The 24632-nt window shown below is 67.4% G+C and carries 27 protein-coding genes; 4 read left to right on the forward strand and 23 right to left on the reverse strand.

Going from position 1 to position 24632, the window contains the following annotated elements:
- Positions 1-6 precede the first annotated feature (6 nt).
- The 12 genes from cbiQ to ACQI46_RS19160 form a co-directional block, all read right to left on the reverse strand.
- On the reverse strand, positions 7-735 hold the full coding sequence (cbiQ, locus tag ACQI46_RS19105) for a cobalt ECF transporter T component CbiQ (protein ID WP_427095609.1): 729 nt from the start codon (positions 733-735) through the stop codon (positions 7-9).
- 23 nt (positions 736-758) lie between these two features.
- Positions 759-1118 carry an energy-coupling factor ABC transporter substrate-binding protein gene (locus ACQI46_RS19110; protein WP_427095610.1) on the reverse strand — a complete coding sequence of 120 codons (360 nt, stop codon included), beginning with the start codon at positions 1116-1118 and terminating at the stop codon, positions 759-761.
- Positions 1111-1791 (reverse strand): energy-coupling factor ABC transporter permease, encoded by a 681-nt coding sequence (locus ACQI46_RS19115; RefSeq protein WP_427095611.1) that lies wholly within the window; start codon positions 1789-1791, stop codon positions 1111-1113. The genes ACQI46_RS19110 and ACQI46_RS19115 overlap by 8 nt, the downstream gene beginning before the upstream one ends.
- 97 nt (positions 1792-1888) lie before the next feature.
- Positions 1889-2572 (reverse strand): FadR/GntR family transcriptional regulator, encoded by a 684-nt coding sequence (locus tag ACQI46_RS19120; protein ID WP_427095612.1) that lies wholly within the window; start codon positions 2570-2572, stop codon positions 1889-1891.
- Between the two features lie 160 nt (positions 2573-2732).
- The gene (locus tag ACQI46_RS19125) at positions 2733-4466 is read right to left on the reverse strand and encodes a methylmalonyl-CoA mutase family protein (protein ID WP_427095613.1); all 1734 of its coding nucleotides are present in this window, start codon (positions 4464-4466) and stop codon (positions 2733-2735) included.
- The gene (gene meaB, locus ACQI46_RS19130) at positions 4463-5455 is read right to left on the reverse strand and encodes a methylmalonyl Co-A mutase-associated GTPase MeaB (RefSeq protein ID WP_427095614.1); all 993 of its coding nucleotides are present in this window, start codon (positions 5453-5455) and stop codon (positions 4463-4465) included. The genes ACQI46_RS19125 and meaB (ACQI46_RS19130) overlap by 4 nt, the downstream gene beginning before the upstream one ends.
- Entirely contained in the window at positions 5452-6873 is a 1422-nt protein-coding gene (locus tag ACQI46_RS19135; protein WP_427095615.1) for a phenylacetate--CoA ligase family protein, read from the reverse strand. Before ACQI46_RS19135 ends, meaB (ACQI46_RS19130) begins: the two co-directional genes overlap by 4 nt.
- Positions 6873-7295 (reverse strand): cobalamin B12-binding domain-containing protein, encoded by a 423-nt coding sequence (locus ACQI46_RS19140; protein WP_427095616.1) that lies wholly within the window; start codon positions 7293-7295, stop codon positions 6873-6875. The genes ACQI46_RS19135 and ACQI46_RS19140 overlap by 1 nt, the downstream gene beginning before the upstream one ends.
- A gap of 167 nt (positions 7296-7462) precedes the next feature.
- On the reverse strand, positions 7463-8416 hold the full coding sequence (gene meaB / locus ACQI46_RS19145; RefSeq protein ID WP_427095617.1) for a methylmalonyl Co-A mutase-associated GTPase MeaB: 954 nt from the start codon (positions 8414-8416) through the stop codon (positions 7463-7465).
- 48 nt (positions 8417-8464) lie between these two features.
- A complete protein-coding gene (locus ACQI46_RS19150; RefSeq protein ID WP_427095618.1) occupies positions 8465-10153 on the reverse strand; it encodes an AMP-binding protein in 1689 nt (562 codons plus the stop codon).
- The gene (locus ACQI46_RS19155; protein ID WP_427095619.1) at positions 10150-10563 is read right to left on the reverse strand and encodes a cobalamin B12-binding domain-containing protein; all 414 of its coding nucleotides are present in this window, start codon (positions 10561-10563) and stop codon (positions 10150-10152) included. Before ACQI46_RS19155 ends, ACQI46_RS19150 begins: the two co-directional genes overlap by 4 nt.
- Before the next feature lie 52 nt (positions 10564-10615).
- Complete coding sequence (locus tag ACQI46_RS19160) at positions 10616-12253, reverse strand: acyl-CoA mutase large subunit family protein (RefSeq protein ID WP_427095620.1); 1638 nt, start codon at positions 12251-12253, stop codon at positions 10616-10618.
- Between the two features lie 125 nt (positions 12254-12378).
- Between ACQI46_RS19160 and ACQI46_RS19165 the strand changes: the two genes are divergently transcribed.
- The 4 genes from ACQI46_RS19165 to ACQI46_RS19180 all read left to right on the forward strand — a co-directional run bounded on the left by ACQI46_RS19165 (position 12379) and on the right by ACQI46_RS19180 (position 16041).
- The gene (locus ACQI46_RS19165) at positions 12379-14094 is read left to right on the forward strand and encodes a thiamine pyrophosphate-binding protein (protein ID WP_427095621.1); all 1716 of its coding nucleotides are present in this window, start codon (positions 12379-12381) and stop codon (positions 14092-14094) included.
- A gap of 79 nt (positions 14095-14173) precedes the next feature.
- Positions 14174-14902: a GntR family transcriptional regulator gene (locus ACQI46_RS19170; RefSeq protein WP_427095622.1), complete on the forward strand. Its 729-nt coding sequence runs from the start codon at positions 14174-14176 to the stop codon at positions 14900-14902.
- A 96-nt stretch (positions 14903-14998) separates the two neighbouring features.
- Entirely contained in the window at positions 14999-15724 is a 726-nt protein-coding gene (locus tag ACQI46_RS19175) for an AzlC family ABC transporter permease (protein WP_427095623.1), read from the forward strand.
- Complete coding sequence (locus tag ACQI46_RS19180; RefSeq protein WP_427095624.1) at positions 15721-16041, forward strand: AzlD domain-containing protein; 321 nt, start codon at positions 15721-15723, stop codon at positions 16039-16041. The genes ACQI46_RS19175 and ACQI46_RS19180 overlap by 4 nt, the downstream gene beginning before the upstream one ends.
- On the opposite strand, the gene ACQI46_RS19185 is transcribed toward ACQI46_RS19180, so the two are convergent.
- The 11 genes from ACQI46_RS19185 to phnG form a co-directional block, all read right to left on the reverse strand.
- A complete protein-coding gene (locus ACQI46_RS19185; RefSeq protein WP_427095625.1) occupies positions 16014-16580 on the reverse strand; it encodes a histidine phosphatase family protein in 567 nt (188 codons plus the stop codon). The two genes, ACQI46_RS19180 and ACQI46_RS19185, sit on opposite strands and share 28 nt — an antisense overlap.
- 4 nt (positions 16581-16584) lie before the next feature.
- The gene (locus ACQI46_RS19190; protein WP_427095626.1) at positions 16585-17442 is read right to left on the reverse strand and encodes a 3-hydroxybutyryl-CoA dehydrogenase; all 858 of its coding nucleotides are present in this window, start codon (positions 17440-17442) and stop codon (positions 16585-16587) included.
- A gap of 126 nt (positions 17443-17568) precedes the next feature.
- Complete coding sequence (phnN, locus tag ACQI46_RS19195) at positions 17569-18135, reverse strand: phosphonate metabolism protein/1,5-bisphosphokinase (PRPP-forming) PhnN (RefSeq protein ID WP_427095627.1); 567 nt, start codon at positions 18133-18135, stop codon at positions 17569-17571.
- Entirely contained in the window at positions 18132-19310 is a 1179-nt protein-coding gene (locus ACQI46_RS19200) for an alpha-D-ribose 1-methylphosphonate 5-triphosphate diphosphatase (RefSeq protein WP_427095628.1), read from the reverse strand. The genes phnN and ACQI46_RS19200 overlap by 4 nt, the downstream gene beginning before the upstream one ends.
- 11 nt (positions 19311-19321) lie before the next feature.
- A complete protein-coding gene (locus tag ACQI46_RS19205; protein WP_427095629.1) occupies positions 19322-19999 on the reverse strand; it encodes a DUF1045 domain-containing protein in 678 nt (225 codons plus the stop codon).
- A complete protein-coding gene (phnL, locus tag ACQI46_RS19210) occupies positions 19996-20739 on the reverse strand; it encodes a phosphonate C-P lyase system protein PhnL (protein WP_427095630.1) in 744 nt (247 codons plus the stop codon). Before phnL ends, ACQI46_RS19205 begins: the two co-directional genes overlap by 4 nt.
- Complete coding sequence (gene phnK, locus ACQI46_RS19215) at positions 20736-21512, reverse strand: phosphonate C-P lyase system protein PhnK (protein WP_427095631.1); 777 nt, start codon at positions 21510-21512, stop codon at positions 20736-20738. The genes phnL and phnK overlap by 4 nt, the downstream gene beginning before the upstream one ends.
- On the reverse strand, positions 21509-22381 hold the full coding sequence (locus ACQI46_RS19220; RefSeq protein WP_427095632.1) for an alpha-D-ribose 1-methylphosphonate 5-phosphate C-P-lyase PhnJ: 873 nt from the start codon (positions 22379-22381) through the stop codon (positions 21509-21511). The genes phnK and ACQI46_RS19220 overlap by 4 nt, the downstream gene beginning before the upstream one ends.
- On the reverse strand, positions 22378-23496 hold the full coding sequence (locus tag ACQI46_RS19225; protein WP_427095633.1) for a carbon-phosphorus lyase complex subunit PhnI: 1119 nt from the start codon (positions 23494-23496) through the stop codon (positions 22378-22380). Before ACQI46_RS19225 ends, ACQI46_RS19220 begins: the two co-directional genes overlap by 4 nt.
- Entirely contained in the window at positions 23496-24128 is a 633-nt protein-coding gene (phnH, locus tag ACQI46_RS19230) for a phosphonate C-P lyase system protein PhnH (RefSeq protein WP_427095634.1), read from the reverse strand. The genes ACQI46_RS19225 and phnH overlap by 1 nt, the downstream gene beginning before the upstream one ends.
- On the reverse strand, positions 24125-24607 hold the full coding sequence (gene phnG, locus ACQI46_RS19235; RefSeq protein WP_427095635.1) for a phosphonate C-P lyase system protein PhnG: 483 nt from the start codon (positions 24605-24607) through the stop codon (positions 24125-24127). The genes phnH and phnG overlap by 4 nt, the downstream gene beginning before the upstream one ends.
- Positions 24608-24632: the final 25 nt, after the last annotated feature.

Genomic DNA, 24632 nt, shown 5'->3' on the forward strand with positions numbered 1-24632 from the left:
GGCACCTCATCTCAACGCCACCAGCAGCGACACCGACACCACCGCGGCGTTGACCAGCGCCGCGCTTGCCACGAACCGCGACGACACGGCGGGGCTCTCGGGGCGGGCCAGCGGCATGCCGAGATTGCGGCCCGCCAAGCCGCGTTCGAGCGCCTGGCCACGCCGCCACGCGCGGACCAACACGGCCGCGGTCAGCAGGCCGGCGGAACGCACCGAACGGCGCACGCCGGAATAGCCCAGCCGCGCGGTCTGCGATTTGCGGATCACGGTGAGCGACTCCAGCAGCAGGAAGATCATCCGGTACATGACGGTGATGACGTCCACGCACGCCGACGGCAGGCCGATCCGGCGCATGGAGTCGGTGAGATCGCTCATCGGGGTGGTGGAGGCCAGCAGCATCACCGCCGCGGTGGCCGCGATCGCCCGCGCCGCGGTCTCGCACGCTCTGAGCACCGCCTCGGCCGACGTGGTGAACGTCGGCCCGGCCGGATCCACACTCACCGCCGTCGAGGCTCCGGCGACGACGATGAAGACGAGCGGGACGCGCAGCATCCGCATCAGGTGCAGGTTCGGCAGACCCGCCAGCCGTCCCGCGACGACGGCGCCCACCAGCACCAGCGGCGCAGCCGGCCACGGCGGTAGCACCACCGCGCAGGCGAGCAGCCCGCCGCACAGCACGACCTTCTCCAGCACCGACCGGGTCCGCCACCGGCTGTTCCAGGCGACGGTGTCCACTGTCGACCCGTTCGGTGACACGGTCAGCGGGGGTCTTCGCCGACATCGGGGTGTGCGGAAGCGGTCGCCCGACGCCGGCGCAGAGAACCGACGGCGTAGCCGAACACGCCGGCTCCGAGGGCGGCCTGCAGCGCGAACAACCCGGACTCGACTTCGGCGGACGGCGGCGCGAAGACCTGTTCGAACCAGGGGGTGTAGTCCGGATGGCTGCCCTCGATCGCGGTCACCGCGGTGGTGTCGGTGCCGACGAAGGATTCCTCGGATGCCTCGTCGGACGTCGTGCTCCCGCCGACGATCAGACACACCGCGAAGATCAGGGCGGCGGCCGCGAGCAGGCCGACATTGATCAGCACACCGCGGCCGGACATGCGTCGATCAGACATCCGCGCGCTCCTTCTTCTGGGCGCCGAGCACTCCGAGATTCGTCAGCTCGGGTTTGGCGACACTGATCAGCACGCGCATCACCACGACACCGATGAGGCCCTCGATGATCGCGAGCGGAATCTGTGTGACCGCGAAGACCGACAGGAACTTGGCGATCGATCCGAGTACACCACTCTGCATGTCGGGGAAGGCGAGCGCCAGCTGGAGGGATGTCGCGCAGTAGGTGGCCAGGTCAGCGGTCGCCATCGCCATGAAGACCGCCGGCAGGATCCCTGCGCGCCGGGTCAGCCGCCAGAAGAGGTACCCCACCCACGGTCCGACGACGGCCATCGAGAAGACATTCGCGCCGAGGGTGGTGATGCCGCCGTGACCGAGCAGCAGTGCCTGGAAGAGCAGCACGACCGTTCCGAGGAAAGCCATGACGGGCGGCCGAAACAGGACCGCTCCCAGGCCGGTTCCGGTGGGATGGCTGGAACTGCCGGTCAGGGACGGCAGCTTGATGGCAGACAACACGAACGTGAACGCACCGGCAGCGGCCAGCAGCAGCCTGGATTCCGGGCGGTCGCGGATCTCCCGGACGACCGCCCGGGTTCCGTGAATGACGAACGGCGCGGCAGCGATGCTCCACGCCGCGGCATGCAGCGGGGGGAGGAATCCCTCGGCGATATGCATGTCGACACTCTCCTTGGTCGGTGACCGCCCCGACGAGGTGCCAGGACTTCCCGTTCGCTCTACGGGGTCTAGTTCGTTCGTCAGAATCGGCCGGCGGTCAGCCGGCCCACTTCATCTCGCTGAAGCCCACGGCGCGGTAGAAATCGCGAATGTGGGTGGTGACCCGCTCGACGGCCAGATCGGCATCCCCGGATGCGATCGCGTCGACGATCGCCGCGTGTTCGTCGGCCACGGTCTCCATCGTCCGCATCGGATCTTCGAGCTCCTCGAACGCGGTGACCATCGCCTGACGGAGCGCCTCGCGCAGCGCCGCCATGAGCACGGCGGCCAGTCCGTTGTCGGAGGCGCGGGCGATCCGGACGTGGAACGCGGTGTCCAGGTCGTTGAAGGATGCGGTGGTGTGCACCCCCCTCATCTGTTCGACCAGCCCGCGCAGGTCGGCGATATCCTCGCTGGTGGCACTCTGAGCGGCCTTGCGCGCGGCGAGGCCTTCCATCTGCAGCCGGACCTCGACGAGGTCCTCCTGCGTGAACGACGCCAACTGGAGGTGGATCCGCATGACCATCGCCATGCCGGCGATGCTGTCCTTGACGATCATCGAGCCCGACGTGGGTCCCGAGCCGGTTCCCGCCTCCACGACCCCGATGGCCTCCAGGATCCGCAGGGCTTCCCGCACGGCGCCGCGGCTCACCCCGAGCGCCTCGGCGAACTGTCGTTCGGGGGGCAGCCGGTCACCGGCTTTCAAGGTGCCGGCGATGAGGCGGCTCTCGATCTCGGCCATGACTTGCTCGTGTGTGCGCAGGCGGGGAAGAGGCTTCCACTGCGACTGAGGTTCCTCGGACACACCTGCATCCTTTTCTTTGCGCGTAGATCCTGAGGATCTGATGGTACCGACCACACGATGGTTTACCCGTACATGCGGTCGGTACCATCAGAGGATTTCAGAACACCGGCGTCTCTTGGTAGCTGCCGAACACCTCGCGGAGCGCTCCGGTGATCTCTCCCATGGAGAGGTGCGCACGCACCGCCTCGATTGTCGCCGGCATCAGGTTCGCCGTCTCGTCGCGCGCGACCGCGAGGAGATTGTCCAGCGCCTTCTGCGCCCGGTCCTGGTCGCGGTCGGCACGGACCTGCTTGAGCCGGCGGATCTGGCGGGCCTCGGACTCCGGATCGAGCTGGTGCACCTCGATCTTCTGGTCCTCCTGGTCGTCGACGTACTTGTTGACGCCGATGACCGGGCGGTCGCCGCTGGCCTTGCGCTTGGCGTAGTCGTAGGCGCTGTCGGAGATCTCCTTCTGGAAGAACCCCTGCTCGATGGCGGCGACGACGCCGCCCATCGCCTCGACCTTGTCCATGTACTCCTGGATGCCCTTCTCGATCTCGTCGGTGAGGGCTTCGACGTAATAGGAGCCGCCGAGCGGGTCGATGACGTTGGGCACGTTGGTCTCGTCGGCGATGATCTGCTGGGTTCGCAGTGCGAGCTTCATCGCCATCTCGCTCGGAATCGTGTACGCCTCGTCGAGCCCGTTGGTGTGGATCGACTGTGCGCCACCGAGCACGGCCGACAGCGCCTGGATCGCGGTCCGGACGATGTTGACCATCGGCTGCGGCTTGGTGAGCGTCGCCGCCGCGGTCTGGGCGTGGAAGCGCAGCCGCATCGAGTTCGGCTTCTTCGCGCCGAAGTGCTCCTTCATCATCTTCGCGTAGTACCGCCGCACCGCACGGAACTTCGCCACCTCTTCGAACATGTCGGCCTGCGACACGAAGAAGAACGAGAGGCGCGAGGCGAACTTGTCGACATCGACGCCGGCCTTGACGACATCCTCGACGTAGGCCTTGGTGATCGCCATGGTGAAGGCGACTTCCTGGATGGCGTTACCGCCGGCCTCGCTGATGTGGTAGCCGCTGATGTTGACCGGGTTGTAGCGCGCCATGTGCTCGGCGCCGTAGGCGACGCAGTCGCGCACGATTCGCATGCTGGGACGGACCGGGAAGATCCACTCCTTCTGTGCGACATACTCTTTGAGGATGTCGTTCTGAATGGTGCCCGACAGCTTGTTGAGGTCCATCCCGCGGTCCTCGGCGACGGCGATGTACATCGCCATGAGGATCCACGCCGACGGGTTGATGGTCATCGACACCGAGATGTTCTCCAGGTCGATGCCCTCGAAGAGCGCCGCCATGTCCGGCAGCACGTCGATGGCCACGCCTTCGCGGCCCACCTCTCCGAGGCTCATCTCGTGGTCGCTGTCCAGACCCATCAGGGTCGGCATGTCGAAGTCGACGGACAGGCCGGTCTGGCCCTGGGCGATCAGGTACTGGAAGCGTTTGTTGGTCTCCTCGGCCTGGCCGAACCCGGCGATCTGCCGCATCGTCCACTTCCGGCCGCGGTACATCGTCGGGTAGGGCCCGCGGGTGTACGGGTACTGGCCGGGCCAGCCGATGTCGGCGTAGCTCTCGGGAAGGTCCTGCGGGCCGTAGACCCGCTTGACCGGCAGGCCGGCGCCGGTGACGTACTTCTCTCTGGATTCCGGTGCCCGCTTGATGAATTCGGCGAGCTCGTTGTTCTCCCACTCCTCGAGATCGGCCTGGGCGCGTTTGCGTAGCGCGTCGCTGGTCAGACGCAGCTCCTCGGGAGTGGAGTTGTCGGCGTTCGACTGGGGGTCGGTCATCATTTTCCTCTTCCGTTGATGTCAGTTGGGTCTACGGCCATGGCGGTCAACAGCCGGGCGGCGGCTTGGCGTGGTTCGTCCTCGCGGGCGATCAGCGCCTCGACCGCAGCATCGAAGTCGCGCATTCCGGACCGGAGCTTGTCGGCCACGAGACTCTCTGCAGCCCAGCGGATTCGGGTCGCAGCATTGCGCCGCTCGACGTCCTTGAGGCCGCCCCGGTCGGCCATCCATGTGCGGTGCTCGGCGGCCTGGTCGAGCAGGTCGCCGACGCCCTCACCGGTGGCGGCGGTGGTCTTCAGGATCGGGATGTCCCACTCCTGGGCCTCCCGGTGAGCCAGCCGCAGCGATTCGCGCAGCTGCTTGACGGTGAGATCGGCACCCGGACGGTCGGCCTTGTTGACCACATGGATGTCGGCGATCTCGATCAGGCCGGCTTTGATGGCCTGGATGTCGTCGCCGAGTCCGGGCACGCTGACGACGACCACCGTGTGGGCCACGCTGATGACGTCGACCTCCGCCTGCCCGACGCCGACGGTCTCCAAGATGACGACGTCGTAGCCGGCGGCGTCGAGCACGACGATGCCGTCGAGCACCGCCCGGGACAGTCCGCCGGTGGCCCCGCGTGAGGCCATGGACCGGATGTAGACGTCCGTGCGTCCGGCCAGCTCGGTCATGCGGATGCGGTCACCGAGGATCGCGCCGCCGGAATAGGCACTCGAGGGGTCGACGGCCAGGATCGCCACCCGAGCACCGCGGGACACGTACTCCCGTGCCATCGCGGTGACCAACGTGCTCTTGCCGCTGCCCGCAGGTCCGGTGATGCCCACGACATGCGCGCGGCCGCTGTCTTTCCAGATCTCGGCCAGCAGTTCCGCGGCCGCATCCGAGCGGCTCTCGACCAGGGTCAGGGCCCGTGCCAGCGACACCTGAGACCCGGCGCGGATACGGTCGGCGAGCGCGACGACGGCGCTGCCGGTGGCGGTTCCGGTCATGACGAAGTCCCCCGGTCCACCGATTCGAACAAGTTGCGGTCGTCGATCACACGCCGTGCCTTGAAGTCGGTGCGCTCGAAGGTGGCGGGCGGTACCGTCACCACTTTTGCACCCACACCGAGGACGTGGCGAAGGTCGTCGCTCACCTTCTTGATCCAGACATCCTGTGCCACAGAGGTTTTCTGGGCGTCGAACTCGCACTGCACCAGCAGCTCGTCCATCGCGGTTTCCCGAGTGATGATGATCCGGTGTTCGCCGCCGTAGCCGTCGGCGCTCATCACGATCTCGTCGATCGCATTGGGATGCACGTTCTCGCCGCGGATCTGGAACATGTCGTCGATCCGGCCGTAGATGCCCTTGGGCAGGAACGGGTAGGTCCTGCCGCGGGAGGCATCGGGGGCCTCCCAGCTGGTGAGGTCGTTGGACAGCAAACGGATCATCGGCTGTGAGGTCCGCTCGAGCGTCGTGTAGACGGGGGTGCCCTCGCTGCCGTAAGGCACGCGCCGCATCGTCGCAGGGTCGCAGACCTCGGTGTAAACCAAGTCCTGCCAAGCGAATACACCCGGTTCGTTGTTGCTTGCGCCCAGGTGCATCCACGGCGCGACCTCGCCCATGCTGCCTGAGTCGTACACCTCGACGTCGAAGGCGTCGATGATGCGCTGGCGGATCGCCGGCACACTCGCTCCGGGTTCGCCGGAGAAGAACATCTTGCGAAGACCGAGGCCGCGGGGGTCGATGCCGTTCTCCACCGCCACCTCGGCCAGGCGCAGTGCGTAGGACGGCGTGCCGTAGAACACCGTGGCCGACATCTGGCGCATCCACTGCAGGGTGCGCAGGCTCTGACCGGAGAAGCCGGCACCGAACGGAAAGACTGCGGCGCCAAGCCTTTCCGCGCCGCTGTAGGCGCCCCACGATCCCCAGTACTGGGTCAGCGGGGATCCGATGAGCACGACGTCGGACGGGCGGATCCCCATGCCCCACATCACGCGCGCGTGAGCATTGGCGACGGCGACCCAGTCACGCTGGTTGATGCCGAAGGCGGTGGGGCGTCCGGTGGTGCCGGAGGTGCCCTTGATGTGGGTGACCTCGACGGGATCGATGCACAGGTAGCTGCCGTAAGGCTGATTGGCTGCCTGGTCCTCGCGCAGCTCCTCCTTCTTCACCACCGGGACGGTTTCGAACAGCTCGAGGGAGGTGATGTCACCGGGTTCCAGACCCGCCTCGGACCACTTGCGGCGGTAGAAGGGCGCGCGTTCCCACGCGTACGCCATCAGTTCGCGGATGCGCCCGAGGATCGCCTCGTCGCGCTGCTCGGGATCCATCGTCTCGCGGACGGGGAACCAGTGCGTCTGGTCGTTCGGCGGCCGGTAGTCCGCGTCGTACTCCGGAGGCCAGCTCCAGGACTCCATGGAGGCCATCAGGAATTCGCCTCCGCGGGGACGGCGGCCTTGATGGTCTCGACGATCTTCTCCGGTGTGGTGTCCTGGCCGAGGACGGCCTTGACGCCCATCTTCTGCAGTTCGATCTCGTCCTCGTCGGGCATGACGCCGCCGGCGACGATGGTGAAGCGCGGACGCTCCTCCATCTGATCGAGGATCTCGAAGATCTTCGTGAAGATCGGCATGTGCGCACCGGACAGCAGGCTGACACCGAGGACGTCGACGTCTTCCTGCGTGGCGGCCTCGATGACCTGTGCCGGGCTGCGATGAAGTCCCGTGTAGATGACTTCCATTCCCGCGTCGCGAAGCGTGCGGGCGACGACCTTCACGCCGCGGTCATGTCCGTCGAGACCGATCTTGGCAAGCATCACACGGATGGGCAGCGCCGATGGTTGATTCATGTACTCACCTATTCTGTGGGACGACCAATCTGTGGTTCGACCATAGATCAGGTGGCGTGACATGCGCAACACTGAATGGAGGCTGCGTTGGACGCCACAAGGTGGACGTCCTCGCTGCCTCCGAGGTTGAGGTGTGCTGCCGGCTCGTCCGGCTCTGAGAAGCCCGCCTACTCCAGGCGCAGCCTCAGATCGGCGAGCCATTCGGCGGCCGCCGCTCGCGGCGAGATCTCGCCGGCCCGCACCCGTCGGCGGAGCTCGTCGAGGTGGGCCGATCCCTGCATCGTCTCGTGGAGCATGGCCGTCACCCGGTTCTCGATGTGGCGGGTCAGCTCGTGGCTCTGCTGTTCGGCCCGCCTCTCGCGCCGCCCCCCGCAGGTCTCATCACGCTCGCCGAACTCGCGCAGCGCCGACCACAGCGCGTCGACACCTTCCCCGGTCAGCGCCACCGTGCAGCAGACCGGCGGCATGTCGGAGTGGGTGTGTCTGGCACCCACCGCGAGCGCCTGCTTGAGGTCGCGCACAAAGGTCGAGGTCTCGGCGCGGTCGGCCATGTTGACCACGAACAGATCGCCGATCTCCATGATGCCGGCCTTGTTCATCTGCATCGTGTCGCCGAGTCCCGGCACCAGCACCACGGCCACGGTGTCCGCGACGGTCAACACGTCGAGTTCGACCTGCCCGACGCCGACGGTTTCGACGATGACGACGTCGTAACCGGCCGCCTCGAGGACCTTCACCGCGTCGCGGGCCGCGCGAGCCAGGCCGGTCGTCGATCCCCGCGTGCCCATGCTGCGGATGAAGATGCCCGGGTCCTGACTGTGCGACGACATCCGTACCCGGTCGCCCAGGACCGCCCCGCCGGTGAGATGGCTCGACGGGTCGATCGCCAGGATCGCGACGGTGCGCCCGTCCGCTCGGATCTGCCGTGCCAGCACATCGACCAGGGTGCTCTTGCCGGATCCGGGACTTCCGGTGATGCCGATGACGTGGGCACCGGCCGTGTCCTCGAGGAGGAGATCCCCAGCGACATCGGCGATTTCCCCACGCTCGACCTTGCTGATCAAGCGTGCGGTCTCGCGTTCCGGAGCCAGGCCGATCGTCACACCGGACTTGCTGCTCATGTCGTCAACTCCTTCACCGTTTTCGACCTGACCGGGTAGGCATGCGGGTCATGGCGTCTGCCCCGGCACGGCAGCGCCGGCGGAGTCCAGCCGGACCAGATGGTCGACACCGCGCTTGACCGTCCATCCCGCCTTCTCGCGGTCCCATTCGGTATCCGAGGGGGCCGCCGTCGCGGCGCGCAGAGTGCGCTTGAGCACCTTGCCGGTCGGTGTCTTGGGCAGCTCACCGATGAACTCGAGATAGCGGGGCACGGCGAAGTAGGGAAGTCGGGTCACACAGTGGGAGAGCACGTCGACGGGATCCGGTGCCACGGCGCCGTCCGCGACCACCAGGTAGGCCTTGATGTCGTCCTCGCCCTCCTGCGCCGGCTTGGCGATCACCGCGGCATCGGCGATCTCGGGCAATTCGGTGAGCGCGACCTCCACGTCGTAGGCGGTGACGTTCTCGCCCTTGCGCCGGATTCGGTCGTTGAGGCGGTCGAGGAAGTAGTAGTAGCCCTCGGCGTCACGCCGGGCTGCGTCGCCGGTGTGGAACCACAGGTTGCGCCAGGCCTCGACGGTCCTCTCGAACATGCCGTTGTAGTGCAGGAAGGTGGTGAACGGGAACCGCGGACGGACGACGATCTCGCCGACCTGCCCGTCCGGGACGGGTTCGTCGGTGGTCGGATCGACGATGGCGACCTCGAACCACTCGTCGAGCGCCTTGCCGCAGCTTCCCGGACGCAGTGGCTCGTCGATCGGCCGGTAGATGGGCAGGCAGGTCTCGGTCATGCCGTAGGCCTCCACACACGTGGTGTCGAAGCGGCGCTCGAAGGCTTCGGCGATGACGCTGGGCAGCGGGATCGTGATCATCCGCCGTACCCGGTGGTCGGCGTCGTGTGGCCCGGCCGGTCGGTTGAACACGTACTGCGCCATGACGCCGAGGAGGCTGGTCACCGTAGCGCCGCACCGACGCAGGTCGTCCAACCAGCGGCTCGCGCTGAAGCCTTCGGCGAGAACGACTTCGGCGCCGGTCATCAGGCACGGAAGGACCTGCATGAACTGTGCGTTGGCGTGGAACATCGGCAGGCAGACGTAGTAGATGTCGTCCTCGGCGATGCGGAGTTGTTCCACGACATGGGCGGCGAACGTGTGCATGTGCGCGTGCGGGACGAGGACACCTTTGGCAGGACCGGTCGTTCCCGAGGTGTAGATGATCGACGCGGGATCCTGATACGACACCTCGACCTCGGGAACCGCGCCGGGCGAAGTGTCGAGGTCCTGCAACGCGACCGTCGTCCACGACGAAGCGGGCGGCCCGCCGCGGACGACGACGGTGCGCAGGCCCGTCAGTTCGCCGGCCACGTCGTCGAGCGCCGCCCCGTACTGCGCGTCGATGATCGCCACAGCCGCCCCCGAATTCTCGGCGACGTGCACCAGGCTGGGTCCGCGGTTGGCGGTATTCACCGGAACCTCCACCGCGCCAAGCAGATTGATCGCAAACCAGCACACGATCATGTCGATGGAGTTGTCCATCATCAGCAGGACCCGGTCGCTCTTGGACACCCCCAGTGCTGCCAGGCCGGCAGCCCTGCGCTCGGTGAGGGCCAGCAGTTCGCCGTAGGTGAGGCTCTCCCCGGCGAGGGTGCGCACGCAGCATTTGTCCGGCCGTTCGGCCGCTGCCTGTCTCAGGAAATTGGGCAGGGTGAATCCGCTGCGGTCGGCGGGGGTGAAGCGGCGTGCTGATGCGACGGTCATGCCTCGACCCGTTGGCCACCGCGGCTCACCGCGACGCGTTCCTCGATGAACGAGACGATGTCGGCGGTGTCGGTCCCCGGGGGGAAGCACCCGTCGATACCCATCCGCCCGAGCTCCTCGATGTCCTCGGGCAGCAGGCTGCCACCGGCGATCATCAGGATGTCCTGGGCGCCGGCCTCGTCGAGGCGCTCTTTGAGCTCCTTCATCAGGCGTACGTGCTGAGCCGACAGATTGGATACGCCGACGACGTCGACGTCTTCCTGCACCGCCGCACGCGCGACGTCGGGGATCGTGGTGCGAAGACCGGTGTAGATGACTTCCATGCCGGCGTCGCGCAGTGCCCGCGCGACGATCTTGACACCCACATCGTGGCCGTCGATTCCGGGCTTGGCCAGTAGAACGCGGATCATGAGTTGCCCTTCCAGGGATTTCGGTGGTCGGTGGTTCGGCGCGACGGCGCGCTCAGTAGATGGGGGGAGCGATGTATTCGCCGACCTCGGCGATGACTCGTTTGACGATCTCGCCCTGAGAGGCATGCGCCTTGCTGGCCGCGATCACCGCCTCCATGACGTTGCCGCCGTCGGCGACGACCTTCTGCAGTTCGTCGAGCGTGCGCTCGACCTCCGAGGCATCACGCTCGGCGCGGACCTTCTCCAGCCGGCGGATCTGCTCCTTCTCCGACTCCTCGTCGACGCGGAACGTTTCGATCGGGCGTTCGCCCTGCGTGCCCTTGAAATCGTTGACGCCGACGATGGTTCGGGTCCCCTTCATGATCTGCAGCTGCTGGGTGTGGGCGGTGTCGGACACCGTCTTCTCCAGCCAGCCGCTCTCGACACCGCGGATGGCGCCGCCCTGAGCGTCGACCTGGCCCATCCAGTCCCACGTGCGTCGTTCGATCTCGTCGGTGAGGCTCTCGATGTAGTAGGAACCGGCCAGGGGATCGACGACGTTGGTGATGCCACTCTCGTAGGCCACCACCTGCTGGGTACGCAGCGACATCCGCTGTGCGAACTCGGATGGAATCGAGTAGGCCTCGTCGAAGCAGGAAACCGCCATGGACTGAACGCCTCCCAGCGCACCGGCCATCGCCTGCAGCGCGCCGCGGATCAGGTTCACCTCGGGCTGCTGGTAGGTCATGGTGCTTCCGCCGGTCTGCACGTGGGTGCGCAACTTCGCGTTCTTCGGGTCGGCGCCGAACCGGTCGTGGATCAGCTGTGCCCATACCCGGCGGGCGGCGCGCAGCTTGGCGATCTCCTCGAGGAAGTCGTTGTGCACGTTGAAGATGAACGAGAAGCGGCCGATGAAGTCGTCGATGGGCAGCCCGCGGCCCAGGAGGTCTTCGATATAGGCGATGGCGTGGGCGAAGGTGAATGCCAATTCCTGGTCGGCGGTCGTTCCCGCCTCGCGAATGTTGTAGCCGTTGAGGCTGATTCCGTTCCAGCGCGGCATGTGGATCGAGCAGTACTCGATGAGGTCGCACGCCAGGCGCACCGAGGGGGCGGGCGGGAAGATGTAGGTCTTCTGGGCGTAGAAGTCCTTCAGCGGGTCGTTCTGCACGGTGCCGCCGAGCTTGCGCAGATCGAACCCGCGCATCTGGGCCGCTGCGACATACTGCGCCACCAGGACGAACGCCGGGTGGTTGATCGTCATCGAGACACTGATGTTCTCCAGGTCGATGCCGTCGAACAGGTCGTACATGTCGGGGAGGGTGTCGATCGCGACGCCGGTGCGTCCGACCTCGCCGACTGCTCGGGGGTCGTCGGAGTCGAGTCCGATCAGCGTCGGCACGTCATAGTCGTTGGACAGGCCGGTCTGCCCCTGCTCGATCACATACTTGTTGCGCTCGTTGGTCTCCGGGGCGGTGCCGAGGCCCACCACCTGGCGGCGTGTCCACTGCCGGGTTCGGTACATCGTCGGATGGGGCCCGCGTGTGTACGGGTACTGGCCCGGAGCCCCCAACTTCGATGCCGGGTCCCAGGATTCGAGCCGTGACGCGTCGTAGACCGCGTCGACCGGGATTCCGGAGAGGGTCTGGAACTCCGGCGGATCTTCGACGGCGTCCTGTCGAATCACGCTCGGTCGTGCGTCTGACACGGTCATTCGGGCCCCTTTGTGACGTAGCTCTGTGGTTCGACCACACTGTGATAGGTGCTACTATGGACTCTGGATCCAGGATTTGCAACTAGTCCTTCCGACATCGGAAACAACCGACGATTGGTGCCCACATGGCTGAAATGACCGTTGCCCAGCTCATCGCCAACCGCCTGGTCAGCCAGGGGGTCCGCCGCATCTTCGGATTGTGCGGCGGGCACATCCAGCCACTGTGGGATGCGGTGGCCCTGGCCGGCATCGAGGTCGTGGATGTGCGTCACGAAGCCGCGGCGGTGTACATGGCGCATGCGACCGCCGATCTGTCCGGCGAGTTGAGCGTGGCGCTGGTGACCGCGGGGCCGGGCCTGACGAATGCGGTCACGGCCATGTCGAACGCATTCGTCGCGCGCAGCCCGGTGCTGGTGATCTCGGGGCGCGCCCCGCGCCCGCAGACCGGTATGGGTGCGATGCAGGACATCGCCCAGGCCGACATCGTCCGGCCGATCTGCCGCCTGGTCGAGCAGGTGTCCGAACGTCACCATGTGATTTCCCGGCTGGACAAGGCGATCGCGGCGGCACTGGGTGCCGTGACGGGCGCGACGGGGCCCGCCTACATCGATTTCCCGACGGATCTGTTGGTCGAGGAGGTTTCCGACGCAGACATTCCCGCCGTGGCGATGGAGCCGCGGGAGGCTGCCGAGACGGCTCCGAGCCCGTCCGCGGTCGCGCGGGCCACCCAGCTGATCCGTGAGTCCTCGCGGGTCGTCGTCATCGGTGGCCGTTCGGTTCGCGCCGCGGCGGACGAGGTGCGGACCTTTCTCGACGCGGCCCACGCGCTCTACCTGGATTCGGGCGAGAGCCGCGGTGCGATCCGCGACGATGTTCCGGGGTTCGTGCCTGCCGTGCGCGGACGTGCGATGAGCGAAGCGGACCTGATCGTCACGCTGGGCCGTCGCCTGGATTTCCAACTCGGTTACGGCTCGCCGGCGGTGTTCTCGCCCGACGCTCGATTCCTGCGCATCGGCACCTCTTTCGAAGAGCTCGGGGACACGCGTCGCGGCGATGTGGAGGTGCAGGGCAGCACAGCGGCGGTGCTCACCGCGCTGACGCAGAACGGTGCCACTCCTGAGGCGCCGGACCTCGACTGGCTCACCGACATGCGGGCGTCGAATGCGGACCGGTCGCGCAAGCTCCAGGCCAAACTGCAGTCCCCGGACCTCGACAGCGACGGACGGATGTCGCCCAACTTCGTCATCGGCGCGGTGAACGACCTGTTGGCCGACGGGTCGGTCGCGATCGCTGACGGCGGCGACATCCTCTCGTTCGCTCGGGTGGGCCTCAAACCGGTCGACTACCTCGACTGCGGGGCGTTGGGATGCCTCGGTGTCGGGGTTCCGTTCGCGATCGCTGCCGCGCTGCAGCGGCCCGACGAGCCCGTCGTCGCCGTCATCGGCGACGGTAGCTTCGGCTTCACGGCGGTGGAGATCGACACCGCCGTGCGGCGGGGCGCACGGGCGGTGTTCGTGGTCGTGAACAACGAGGCCTGGAACATCGAGCGCCACGACCAGGTGGACCGGTTCGACGGCAATCTCGTCGGGGTCGATCTTCCCGGCTGCCGTTACGACCAGTTGGCGCGGAGCCTCGGCGCGCACGGCGAGCGCGTGGAGGATCCCGGCGAGCTCGGCGACGCGCTGAAACGGGCCATGGACAATGCGCCCGCGGTCGTCGATGTCCTGGTCTCGCGCCAGGCCAAATCGCCGGACTACCTCAGCGGGTTGGCCGAGGTGCCGCCCCGCCAGGCGGTCGGCCCGTGGAACGCGGCGGAGTTCAAGCGGTATGCGGCGCAGTAGGACGGCGTCCCCTGTGGGTACTGGTTCCAGGATCCACGAATACGCTGTCTGCACAGCGGACGCTTCCAGGAGACCAGACGTGAGCCTCAACCCCGATGCCGACGGCAGCCTTCTCGCTCAGAAGGCGTCCAGCTTCGCCGCGCTGGGCGCCTTGCCTCCGCGAGATTCGAGTGCCTTGGCCCGATCGGTGCGGGACCGTCTGCGCCGGGCGATCGTCCTCGAGGAGCTGCCGGCGGGTGTCCGTCTGAACCAGGTCATGGTGGCCGAGCAACTCGGTGTGAGCCGGATGCCGGTGCGCGTAGCCGCTGCCGATCTGGTGGTGGAAGGGCTGCTGGAACCGCTACCGACCGGCGGGGTGGCGGTCAAGGCCTTGTCGCGCGGCGATGTCGAAGACGCCTACCGGGTACGCGAAGCGCTCGAGGCGCAGGCCGTGCGTGAAGTCGCCATGGCTCGGCCACCCCACGGGCTCACCGAGTTGTCGGCGGTGCTCGACCGGCATGAGGGGTTGGGCGGAGTCAACGACACCGAGAGACTGCTGGAGCTCGACCGCGCATTCCACTGGGCGATCCTCGAAGCCACCGGCAATCCGTATTTCAGTCGAGCCATGGTGCCGATGTGGTCGGTGGTGGAGCGGGCCATGGTCGGCATGCTGCGCACCGTGCCCGAGATGTTCGATCTGGCCTGGCGTGAACACCGGATGATCGCCGAGGCGATCGCGGCCGGTGATGCCGACCTCGCCGAGCAGCGGACACGGGACCACATCCGAGACTCCGCGCCGAAGTTCTCGAGATCCATCGGCGCCGAGTAGGGCCGTTTCGCGGTTCGCGGGCTGACCCTGGCCGAACCAGTCAGCGCCGTAGACCGGTACGGCACTCGCGCCGCGTGCGTGTGAGAGGAGGTCGCCATGACAAAGGCCAGACAAAGTGCGGCCGGAGGATCCAGCCGCGGTGCGCTGCGTTCCGGGGCAACGGCGATGCTGCCCATACTCATCGGGATCGCACCGTTCGCCGCGGTCGCCGGTCTCGCCGGGACGCACAACGGTTTCACCGTGCTCGAGACGGCAGCGTTCTCGCTGTTCGCCTACGCCGGCGCCGCCCAGGTGGCCGCACTGGACCTGATCGGCAACGGGGCCGGGGCGGGGGTGGTGATCGCCACGGCCCTGATCATCAATGTCAGGTTCATCGTCTATTCGGCCACGCTGGCCCCGATGTTCTCCGACGCCAGCGTCAAGCAACGGGCTGTCGGCTCGTATCTGCTTGTCGATCATGCGGTTCCGCTCACCCTCACCCGCACAGCGGAGTGGGCACGGCGCGACAAGATCGCGTTCTATTTCGGGGCGTGCCTGGTGTTCTGGTGCACGTGGCAGATCTGCTCGTTCATCGGGTCGTTCCTCGGATCGCTGCCCAATACCGGTGTGGTCGCATTCGCGGTCCCCATCTCGTTTCTGGCCCTGCTGGCGCCACAACTCGCCGACCGGCCAAGGCTTTTCGCCGCGATTGTCGCGGGGGTGGTCGCAGTCGCGGGGGCCGGCCTCCCGGCGAATCTGGGCATGATGCTGGGGACCTTCGCCGGTATCGCGACGGGTGTGGCGTTCGGTTGGCGCGCGGCCGGTGAGAAGTCGGAATCATGAGCACAGCCACGATCTGGTTGATCATCGCAGCGATTGCGATCGGCGGCTTCGTCTTGCGCGCGGTTTTCATCCTCGTGCCGATCCTGCCGCGGAACCTTCCGCCCCGCCTGAGCCTTGTGCTGCAGATGGTGCCCGCCGCCGCGTTCGCGGCGCTGGTGGCACCGGCACTGTTCCTCGAAGAAGGCCAGCTGCAACTGATTTCGCCGGCGACATTGGCGGGTGCGATCGCGCTGCTGGTGTCTTTCCGATGGAAGAACCTGGCGCTGAGCATCGTCTGTGGTCTGGTGGCCTACGGCTGCCTCGATCTCGTGTTGTGAGTCGTGGCCGCAGTGTTCGGAGTCAACCTGATGACAGAACCGTTGGCGAGGCCGTCTGCGTGCCCGTCGTCAGCGGCGAACAGCCTCAGTGCTTCCCGGATGACGTCGCCGTGGGTCACCACCACGATCGGCCCGTCGGCCCCGGCCAGTGACGCCGAGAAGAGACGGAGTCGTCGGGCGACGTCGTCGCGCGATTCTCCCTGCGGTAGGGCCCGGTCAGAGGGCAGGGTCGCTTCGAGCCGCTGACCTTCGGCGACCGGCCTGCCCTCGAAGACGCCCCAGCACCGTTCCCGCAACAACGGGTCGAGGGAGACGGGCAAGCCGAGCCGTGCACTGATGACGCGAGCGGTCTGAACCGCTCGATCGAGGTCGGAACTGACCACTCGCGTGGGGCGGTACCCAGCCAGTTCCTCGGCCGCGCGGTGTGCTTGGCGCTCGCCGTCTGCGGTCAGCGCGGGCCACGCCGTCTGGCCCTGCATCAGACCCGTGCGGTTCCATGTCGACTCGCCGTGCCGGACCCAGTAGGTGTCGAGCTTCACCTGGTCATGTGTAGTCGAAGAAGCCCCGGCCCGTCTTTCGGCCCAGGAGACCGGCGTCGACCATCCGGGCCAGCATCGGTGGGCACGCGTACTGCGGCTCCTTGAACTCCTCGTACAGAGAATCGGCGATGGCCCGCACGGTGTCGAGCCCGATCAGGTCGCTGAGCGCCAACGGACCCTGCGGATGTGCGCACCCCCGTACGAGGCCCTCGTCGATGTCCTTCGCGGTCGCCACGCCCTGCTCGACCATCCGGATCGCCGACAACAGGAACGGGACCAGCAGCGCATTCACGACGAATCCGGCGCGGTCCTTGCAGTCGATGGCGTGCTTGCCGAGTTTTTCCTGCACGAAGGCGCGCGCCCGCTCGGTGGTCGCATCCGCGGTCAGGTAGCTGGGGACCAGTTCGACCAACGACAGCACGGGCACCGGGTTGAAGAAGTGCACACCGAGCACGTTCTGTGGGCGGCCGGTCGCCGTCGCCAGCTTGATGATCGGGATCGAGGAGGTGTTGGACGCCAGGATGGCGTCCACATCGGTGACGACCTCGTCGAGCTGCCGGAAAAGCGCGGTTTTCACCGCTTCGTCTTCCATGATCGCCTCGATGACCAGGGTGCGGTCGGCGAGCGCGTCGATGCCCTCGACGATCGTGATGCGGTCCAGGACGTCGGTCGCCGAGGCGATCTTGCCCCGCGACTCAGCCTTCGCCAGGGAGGTCTCGAGTCGCTGCCGTCCCGCCGCGACCGCGCCGGCGTTCGTCTCGACGACGGTGACCTCCAGCCCGGCGCGGGCACAGGTCTCGGCGATTCCCGCGCCCATCAGGCCGCATCCGACGACGCCGACTTTGTCGCTTGACTGGACCATGCTCTTCCTCGAATCGTCTGCAGTGGCATCGCTGCGATGCCGACCAGTTATGTGGTCCTACCATACGTGCCTTCGTGGGCAAGCACGCACAGACCGCGAATGACGCCGAGGGAGGAAGAGTGGGCGTCACCGAGTTCCGGACATGGCGCCGACGCCCAGACTCCTCACGAACTCGGCCAGCCGTTGGCCGGCCTGCTCGACGGTCCCGTCGTTGACGATCTCCAGATCGACGACGTGGTCGGGCGCGGGGTCGGGGCGGGTCAGCCGGGCGACGACGGCCGCGTCATCTTCGCGTCCCCGACCCGCCAGCCTGGCCCGGCGCACCTCGTCATCCACCGTCACCCGCACCACCGCAAACCGCGGAAACCGCTGCGGCAGTGCGGCCAGCACCGTGCGCGACACGTTCACCACGGCAACCGCCCCGCGCGCGACCTCCGCCGCGACCTCGATACCGATGCCGTAGTCCAGACCGTGTGCTCGCCACGCCAATGCGAACGCTCCGGCGCCGGCGAGTTCGGCGAACTCGGTGTCGGTGACGGCCCGGTGATCCTCGCCGGGTCCGTGGGGACGGGTGATGGTCCGGCGAGGGAACACCACCCCGGGATCCGCGGTGAACCGCCCTCGCGCGAAGTCGATCACCGAGTCTTTGCCGGCGCCGCTGGGCCCGACCACCGCGACAAGAGTCCCGCTCATGCGACCCGCTCACCTTCGCGCCAGACGCCACGGACGATGGGCAGCTGGTCGACGGGCCCGACCTTTTCGGCCACCCCGGCCTGGTGCACGTGCACGCGGACCAGATCCGCGCGACGTCCCGGGGCGATGACACCCCGGTCGTCGAGACCCACCGCCCGAGCGGGGTTGACGGTGACCATCGCGACGGCGTCCGGCATCGTCAGCGCGCCGCTGTCGACCAGAGAGAACACCGCCTGGAGCGGACTGGACGGGACGTAGTCGCTGGAAAGGACATCGAGCAGACCCGACTCCACGAGATCGCTCGCGGCGACATTGCCCGAATGTGAGCCGCCCCGAACCACATTGGGGGCACCCATCATCACCACCTGGCCGGCGGCGCGGGCCGCGAAGGCGGCCTCCAGCGTGGTCGGGAACTCCGAGATCCCCACACCCAGTGCGGACGACTCGGCGACATGATCGACCGTGGCATCGTCGTGTGCCGCCAACACCAACCCGAGATCACGGGCCCGAGAGGCCAATTCGACCCGGTTGACCGCGGAGTACTGGGCGGCGCGGGTGTGCAGTTCAGCGACGTGCTCGTCGAAGCCCTCGGGTGTCAGACGATGCTTGCCCACCATGTAGGTGCGGAACGCCTCGATATCGGCGTACTGCCGCTGACCGGGCGTGTGATCCATCAGCGAGACCAGCCGCACGTATTCGTTGTCGCGAAGTTCGTCGAACGAGTCGAGGACATCAGGGGTCGACACCTCACAGCGCAGGTGGATGAAGTGTTCGGCGCGCAGCAACCCGGCGCTCTGCGCGTGCATGATGGCACCGGCGAGCAGACCCGCGTCGCGGCTGAGCCTGGTGTCACCGGGACCGCTGCCGATGCGCAGCGCGTCGAGCACCGTGGTGATTCCCGATGCGGCCATCTGGGCGTCGTGAGCGACGACGGCCGGCACCGGCGCCCAGAAGCGCTGGGGGCGAGGCTGATAGTAGGTCTCGACCTGATCGGTGTGGAGCTCGACGACGCCGGGGAGCAGCAGGTCGCCGTCGAGATCCTCACCGGCGCCGGCGGTCGACGCGCCCTCGGCGACATCGGCGATGGCACCGTCGACGACCCGCACCGCCCCGTACACCACGTCGTCCTCGAGGACGACGTGGGCGTTGCGGAAGACCTTCTCGGAGACAGTCATGGGATCCCTCTCTAGCGGGTGGGGGTGGGGGCGACGGAGCGCAACGGGTGGGAGACCAGCGGACGGAACGGGCGCCCGGGCGCGGACTCGACGCAGACGGACACGGAGGTGAGCGTCAGGTCGGTCCCGAGGAAGTCCGCGAAGTGGCGCGCGATGTCCGCGTCGATCGCCGCGCCACGGTCGGGCGGGAGTCGATCGGTCAACGTCATGTGGAAGCGGAACTCCTCGAGCACATAGGGATAACCCCACGCCTCCAGGAGTTCTCGCTGCCGGGGCGACAGCAGATCCGGGCGGCGTCGCGCCCGGTCGGCCTCGTCCATCGGTGCGCGCAGATGGTCCATACCGCGGACCACCGTGGCCGCCAGAGCGTCGACCGCCTCTGTCGGTCCGCTGGGCACCAGCGCGCGGAAGTCGCCGATGACCGCGGGTGTCAGCCCGTACAGGGTCACCTGAGGGTGCGCGGCGGCCAGCTCGGCAGCGGCGTCGACGATCATGTCTTCGCTCATACCGGCGGCCGGGCGGAACGGTGCTTTGAGCGTCGCGTGGAATCCGTAGCGACGAGCGTCGACGGTGACGTCTCGCAGGTCCGGGCGCGCCAGCCAGGATTCGGCCGCGGCGCGCAGGGCGATCGCGGATTCGGAAGCGCACGAATCGATTCCGGGAATCGCGTAGATCGCGTATCTGGTCATGCCATGGCTCCCACCGACAGGCGCGTCGCATCCGGAGAGAACTGCGTGACGTCGACGATCACGTCGGCCACCTCCTCGCGGACGGCGGCATCGTGGAAGATCGCCAGCATGCTGACCCCGCGCGCCAGGTGTTCCCGGATCAAGTCGATCACCACGGCACGGTTCCCGGCATCCAACGACGCGGTGGGCTCGTCCAGGAGCAGCAGCGGTCGTCCCGTGACGAAGCCGCGGGCGATGTTGACGCGTTGCTGCTCGCCACCGGAGAACGTGGCCGGCGGCAGGTGCCACATCCGCCGGGGGATGTTCAGCCGCTCCAGCAGTTCGGCCGCATGCTCGTGTGCCTGTTCGCGCGGCAGCCCGTCGTCGAGCAGGGGTTCGGCGACCACGTCGAGCGCAGACACCCGCGGTACCGCGCGCAGGAACTGGCTGACGTAGCCCATGGTGTCGCGGCGGGCGGCGAGGATCTCGCGCGGCGCGGCGGTGACCAGGTCGAGCACCCGTCCGTGGCGGGACAGCAGGATGCGGCCGCCGTCGGCGGCGTAGTTGCCGTACACCATCTTGAGGATGCTGCTCTTACCCGCGCCGGACTCGCCACCGAGGACCACGCAGGTGCCCCGCGGAACCTCGACGTGTACACCGCGGAGCACCGGAAGGCGTTGGCCGCCTTGGAGATGCAGCGTGAAGGTCTTGCTGACGTCGTACAGAGCGAGTGTCAGGTTGTCGTCCATCGTGGTGGTCACCCCTGCAGAATCGAGGACACGAGCAATTGCGCGTACGGAGTTTGTGGGTCGTCGAGCACGCGATCGGTGAGCCCCTGCTCGATGATCCCGCCGTCCTTCATCACCAACGTGCGGTGGGAGATGAGCCGGGCGACAGCGAGGTCGTGGGTGACGATCACCACCGCCAACTTCAATTCGGTGACAAGCGACCGGATGAGATCCAGCAGCCGCGCCTGGACCGACACATCCAGTCCACTGGTCGGTTCGTCCATGAACACCAGACGGGGCCCGACGACGAGATTGCGGGCGATCTGCACCCGTTGCCGCATGCCGCCCGAAAACGTCACGGGCGCATCGTCCATGCGGTCCAGCGGGATCTCGACACGCTCCAGCCACTGGGCGGCGCGCGCCCGGATCTGTCCGTAGTGTCGCCACCCGTTGGCCATCAGCGGCTCACCCACGTTGCCGCCGGCGCTGACGTGCATGCGCAGGCCGTCGGCGGCGTTCTGGTGTACCAGACCCCACTCGGTGCGCCACAGCCGGCGTACTTCGCGTTGGCTCAGCGTCGAGAGGTCGGTCAGCGTGTCGCCGATCCGGTAGTGCACGCTGCCCTCGTCGGTCGACAAGCGCTGTGCGAGCATTCCCATCAGCGTCGACTTGCCCGAACCCGACTCGCCCACCACGGCCAGTACCTCACCGGGCCACAGGTCGAAAGTCACGTTCCGGCAGCCGAATCGGGCGCCGTATCGGTGGCCGGCGTCGGTCACACTCAGCAGCGGCATCTCTGCGCTCATGCGCCCACCACCTCTTTCTCGGTCACGCCGCGGTCGGCGGCGGCTTGTTCGCAGTGATCGCTGTCCGAGCAGACGAACATGGAGCCGCCCTGGTCGTCGAGAATCACCTCGTCCAGATACACGTTGCGGGAACCGCAGATCTCGCAGGGCTTTTCGAATCGCTGCGGCTGGAAGGGATGGTCCTCGAAACCGAGGCTCTCCACGTCCGTGTACGGCGGGACGGCGTAGATGCGTTTCTCCCGGCCCGCTCCGAACAGGTGCAGTGCCGGGCTCTGGTGCATCTTGGGGTTGTCGAAGCTCGGGATCGGGGACGGCGCCATCACATACCGGCCGTTGACCCGCACCGGGTAGTCGTAGGTCCAGGCGATACGTCCGTAGCGGGCGATGTCCTCGTAGAGGCGCACGAACATCAACCCGTACTCCTCGAGGCCGTGCAACTGCCGGGTCTCGGTCTCGCGGGGTTCCAGCTGGCGCAGCGGCTCCGGTTGCGGCACCTGATACACCATGATCTGGTCTTCGCGCAGCGGCTGCTCCGGGATGCGGTGGCGGGTCTGGATGACGGTGGCCTCTGTGGTGCGGGTGGTGGTGGCGACGCGGGAGACCTTCTCGAAGAATTTCCGGATCGAGACGGCGTTGGTGGTGTCGTCGGCACCTTGGTCGATCACTTTGAGCGTGTCGCCTGCACCGATCACCGATGCCGTGACCTGCACACCGCCGGTACCCCAGCCGCGCGGCATCGGGACTTCGCGCGACGCGAAGGGCACCTGGAACCCGGGAATGGCCACCGCTTTCAACAGCGACCGTCGAACGACGCGCTTGGTCTGTTCGTCGAGATAGCCCTCGTTGTATTCGATGTGGTTCTCGCTCACGCGTCGACCTCCTCTGCGATCGGGGCGATCGGGGTCGCGGCCTGCCGGCGTTCGTCGAAGCCGCGACGCAGCTCGCGAATCATCATCAGCTCGGCCTGGAAGTCCACGTAGTGCGGGAGCTTGAGGTGTTCGACGAACCCGGCAGCCTGCACGTTGTCGGTATGGCTGATCACGAACTCTTCGTCCTGGGCCGGGGAGACGGTGCGTTCGCCGAACTCGTCGGCCCGCAGGGCGCGGTCGACCAGCGACATCGACATCGCCTTGCGTTCCGCTCGGCCGAACACGAGCCCGTAACCGCGGGTGAATTGCGGCGGCTGGTCATGGCCGCCGACGAACTGGTTGACCATCTGGCACTCGGTGAGCTCGATGCGTCCGATGGGCACCGCGTGTCCGATCTCGGGCGCGACGAACTCGACCTCGACCTCACCGACCCGGATCTCGCCGGCGAACGGGTGGTTGTTGCCGTACCCGCGCTGCGTCGAATAACCCAGTGCCAGAAGGAATCCCTCGTCCCCGCGCGACAGTGCCTGGAGCCGCCCGGCCCGCGTCATCGGAAACACGGTCGGTTCCCGGGTGAGGTCGTCGGGCTCTGGATCGTCGGACTGTTCGGTGGATCCGTCGGGCTCGATCAACGCGGTGGCGCCGAGCACGTCGGTGACTCGCGGCATCGGCTCGCGGTCGACCTTGCCGGCGTCGGCTGCCTGCGGGTCGCAGCAGTTCCCCTCGGCGAGCAACCGGTGCGTGTAGTCGAAGGTGGCGCCCAGCTGCTGGCCGCCGGGGATGTCCTTGAATGTCGAGGAGACGCGGCGGTCGCTGGGCAGGGCGCCGGTATCGACCGGCTCGGTTGTGCCGAAGCGGGGCAACGTCGTCCGGTAGGACCGCAGCAGCGTGACTGCTTCCACGACGTCGCCCTGAGCCTGGATCAGGGCCTTCGCGGCGACATCCGGGTCGTAGAGCGAACCCTCGGCCATGGTCCGGGCCACCAGGACACCCAGTTGGTCACGCACCTGAACGTGCTCGAGTGCCGGTACGTCGGTGGATCCTCGTCCGCGTGCGGCCAGGAGGCGGTGGGCGTTGGCGATGGCCTTCTCCCCACCTTTGACAGCGACATACATCAGGGGTTCTCCGCTCGGGTGTCGAGGATCTGCAGACGGGTGGTGCGCGGCAGGGCGGCCACGGTGTCGTGGTCGGCGAGGATCAGGTCGATCCCTTGCGGGAACGCCGATTCCCGCTCGGCGCGATAGCTGACGAGTCCGGCCGGCAGGCCGCGCGCGTCCCACGTGATGGCGCCGTTGACGCCGGGGCCGGTCGCCAGCAGCGGGGTCACCGCATTGCCGGCGTCACGGATGTCGATGATCAGAGTGGCTGAGGTGTGCGGGGCGATGTCGGTGCCGGTGTCGAGCTCGGTCAGCGGCGGCACCGTAACCGGCGACGACGCGAGCACGAACATCGCCGAACGCAGGTCCGGGGTGATCCGCGCTCCGGTGTGGAACCGGATCCACTCCACCACTGCGGTGTTCGGGCTCAGCGTCTCGTCCAGCCACAGCGGGGTGTACTCATCGCAGAGGGTGAGGACGACGGCAGCGGCGGCAACACCGAGCGGTGCCGGCGGTGTCAGGTCGACGGTGACCGGCTGGGCGATGGTCGGGCGGGACATGGCGGTCAGGATGCTGCGGAACATCTGCTGCGCGTCGTGTGGCGGGTCGCCGAAGCCGCGGGCCTGCAAGGTGTTCAATGCGGTGGTCATTCGTCGTCCTCGTCGTCTCCGGAGTTCTCCCGCGCGGCGGTGAAGAACTCAACCACCGTGCTACGGGCCTGCGCGTAGTCGTCGGAGTCCTGTGCCGACTGTCGCTGCTCGAGAACCTCGATGACGTCGCGCAGCACTGCGTCGCGCATCGGCGAGGCCAGCATGGCGTCGAATGTCGCTGCCAGCTCAGCGTGTTCGTGATCGGTGCCGAGAACATAGGCGGTCCCCACGGCCACGGAGTCGGCATGACTGACGCGAACGGTGGCACGGGTGACCGTGGCCTCACCCAGGTTGAAGCGGTCACCTCCGCCTCCGACGCGACCCTGGACCATCACCAGCCCGGTCTCGGGTGCCCGCAGCAGTTGCGTGGTGGGCCGATCCGGCCAGTGGTGCCACAGGTCGGCCAGTTCGGCTCCGGTCGCGCGCGACAACGCCCGCGCTGAGCGCCGTCTGCTGTCCTGCAGTGTCTGTGTGTCCATGCCGTTACTGTCCTGTTCGTACATG

It is taken from the genome of Mycobacterium sp. SMC-4 (assembly GCF_050205565.1).
Taxonomy (GTDB): Bacteria; Actinomycetota; Actinomycetes; order Mycobacteriales; family Mycobacteriaceae; genus Mycobacterium.

Bases quoted from the DNA above. Each gene is read 5' to 3' on its own strand.
- ACQI46_RS19110 (WP_427095610.1), bottom strand. From the start codon at position 1,118: ATGTCTGATCGACGCATGTCCGGCCGCGGTGTGCTGATCAATGTCGGC.
- ACQI46_RS19115 (WP_427095611.1), bottom strand. From the start codon at position 1,791: ATGCATATCGCCGAGGGATTCCTCCCCCCGCTGCATGCCGCGGCGTGG.
- ACQI46_RS19120 (WP_427095612.1), bottom strand. From the start codon at position 2,572: ATGGCCGAGATCGAGAGCCGCCTCATCGCCGGCACCTTGAAAGCCGGT.
- ACQI46_RS19125 (WP_427095613.1), bottom strand. From the start codon at position 4,466: ATGATGACCGACCCCCAGTCGAACGCCGACAACTCCACTCCCGAGGAG.
- meaB (WP_427095614.1), bottom strand. From the start codon at position 5,455: ATGACCGGAACCGCCACCGGCAGCGCCGTCGTCGCGCTCGCCGACCGT.
- ACQI46_RS19135 (WP_427095615.1), bottom strand. From the start codon at position 6,873: ATGGCCTCCATGGAGTCCTGGAGCTGGCCTCCGGAGTACGACGCGGAC.
- ACQI46_RS19140 (WP_427095616.1), bottom strand. From the start codon at position 7,295: ATGAATCAACCATCGGCGCTGCCCATCCGTGTGATGCTTGCCAAGATC.
- meaB (WP_427095617.1), bottom strand. From the start codon at position 8,416: ATGAGCAGCAAGTCCGGTGTGACGATCGGCCTGGCTCCGGAACGCGAG.
- ACQI46_RS19150 (WP_427095618.1), bottom strand. From the start codon at position 10,153: ATGACCGTCGCATCAGCACGCCGCTTCACCCCCGCCGACCGCAGCGGA.
- ACQI46_RS19155 (WP_427095619.1), bottom strand. From the start codon at position 10,563: ATGATCCGCGTTCTACTGGCCAAGCCCGGAATCGACGGCCACGATGTG.
- ACQI46_RS19160 (WP_427095620.1), bottom strand. From the start codon at position 12,253: ATGACCGTGTCAGACGCACGACCGAGCGTGATTCGACAGGACGCCGTC.
- ACQI46_RS19165 (WP_427095621.1), top strand. From the start codon at position 12,379: ATGGCTGAAATGACCGTTGCCCAGCTCATCGCCAACCGCCTGGTCAGC.
- ACQI46_RS19175 (WP_427095623.1), top strand. From the start codon at position 14,999: ATGACAAAGGCCAGACAAAGTGCGGCCGGAGGATCCAGCCGCGGTGCG.
- ACQI46_RS19180 (WP_427095624.1), top strand. From the start codon at position 15,721: ATGAGCACAGCCACGATCTGGTTGATCATCGCAGCGATTGCGATCGGC.
- ACQI46_RS19190 (WP_427095626.1), bottom strand. From the start codon at position 17,442: ATGGTCCAGTCAAGCGACAAAGTCGGCGTCGTCGGATGCGGCCTGATG.
- phnN (WP_427095627.1), bottom strand. From the start codon at position 18,135: ATGAGCGGGACTCTTGTCGCGGTGGTCGGGCCCAGCGGCGCCGGCAAA.
- ACQI46_RS19200 (WP_427095628.1), bottom strand. From the start codon at position 19,310: ATGACTGTCTCCGAGAAGGTCTTCCGCAACGCCCACGTCGTCCTCGAG.
- ACQI46_RS19205 (WP_427095629.1), bottom strand. From the start codon at position 19,999: ATGACCAGATACGCGATCTACGCGATTCCCGGAATCGATTCGTGCGCT.
- phnK (WP_427095631.1), bottom strand. From the start codon at position 21,512: ATGAGCGCAGAGATGCCGCTGCTGAGTGTGACCGACGCCGGCCACCGA.
- ACQI46_RS19225 (WP_427095633.1), bottom strand. From the start codon at position 23,496: ATGTATGTCGCTGTCAAAGGTGGGGAGAAGGCCATCGCCAACGCCCAC.
- phnH (WP_427095634.1), bottom strand. From the start codon at position 24,128: ATGACCACCGCATTGAACACCTTGCAGGCCCGCGGCTTCGGCGACCCG.
- phnG (WP_427095635.1), bottom strand. From the start codon at position 24,607: ATGGACACACAGACACTGCAGGACAGCAGACGGCGCTCAGCGCGGGCG.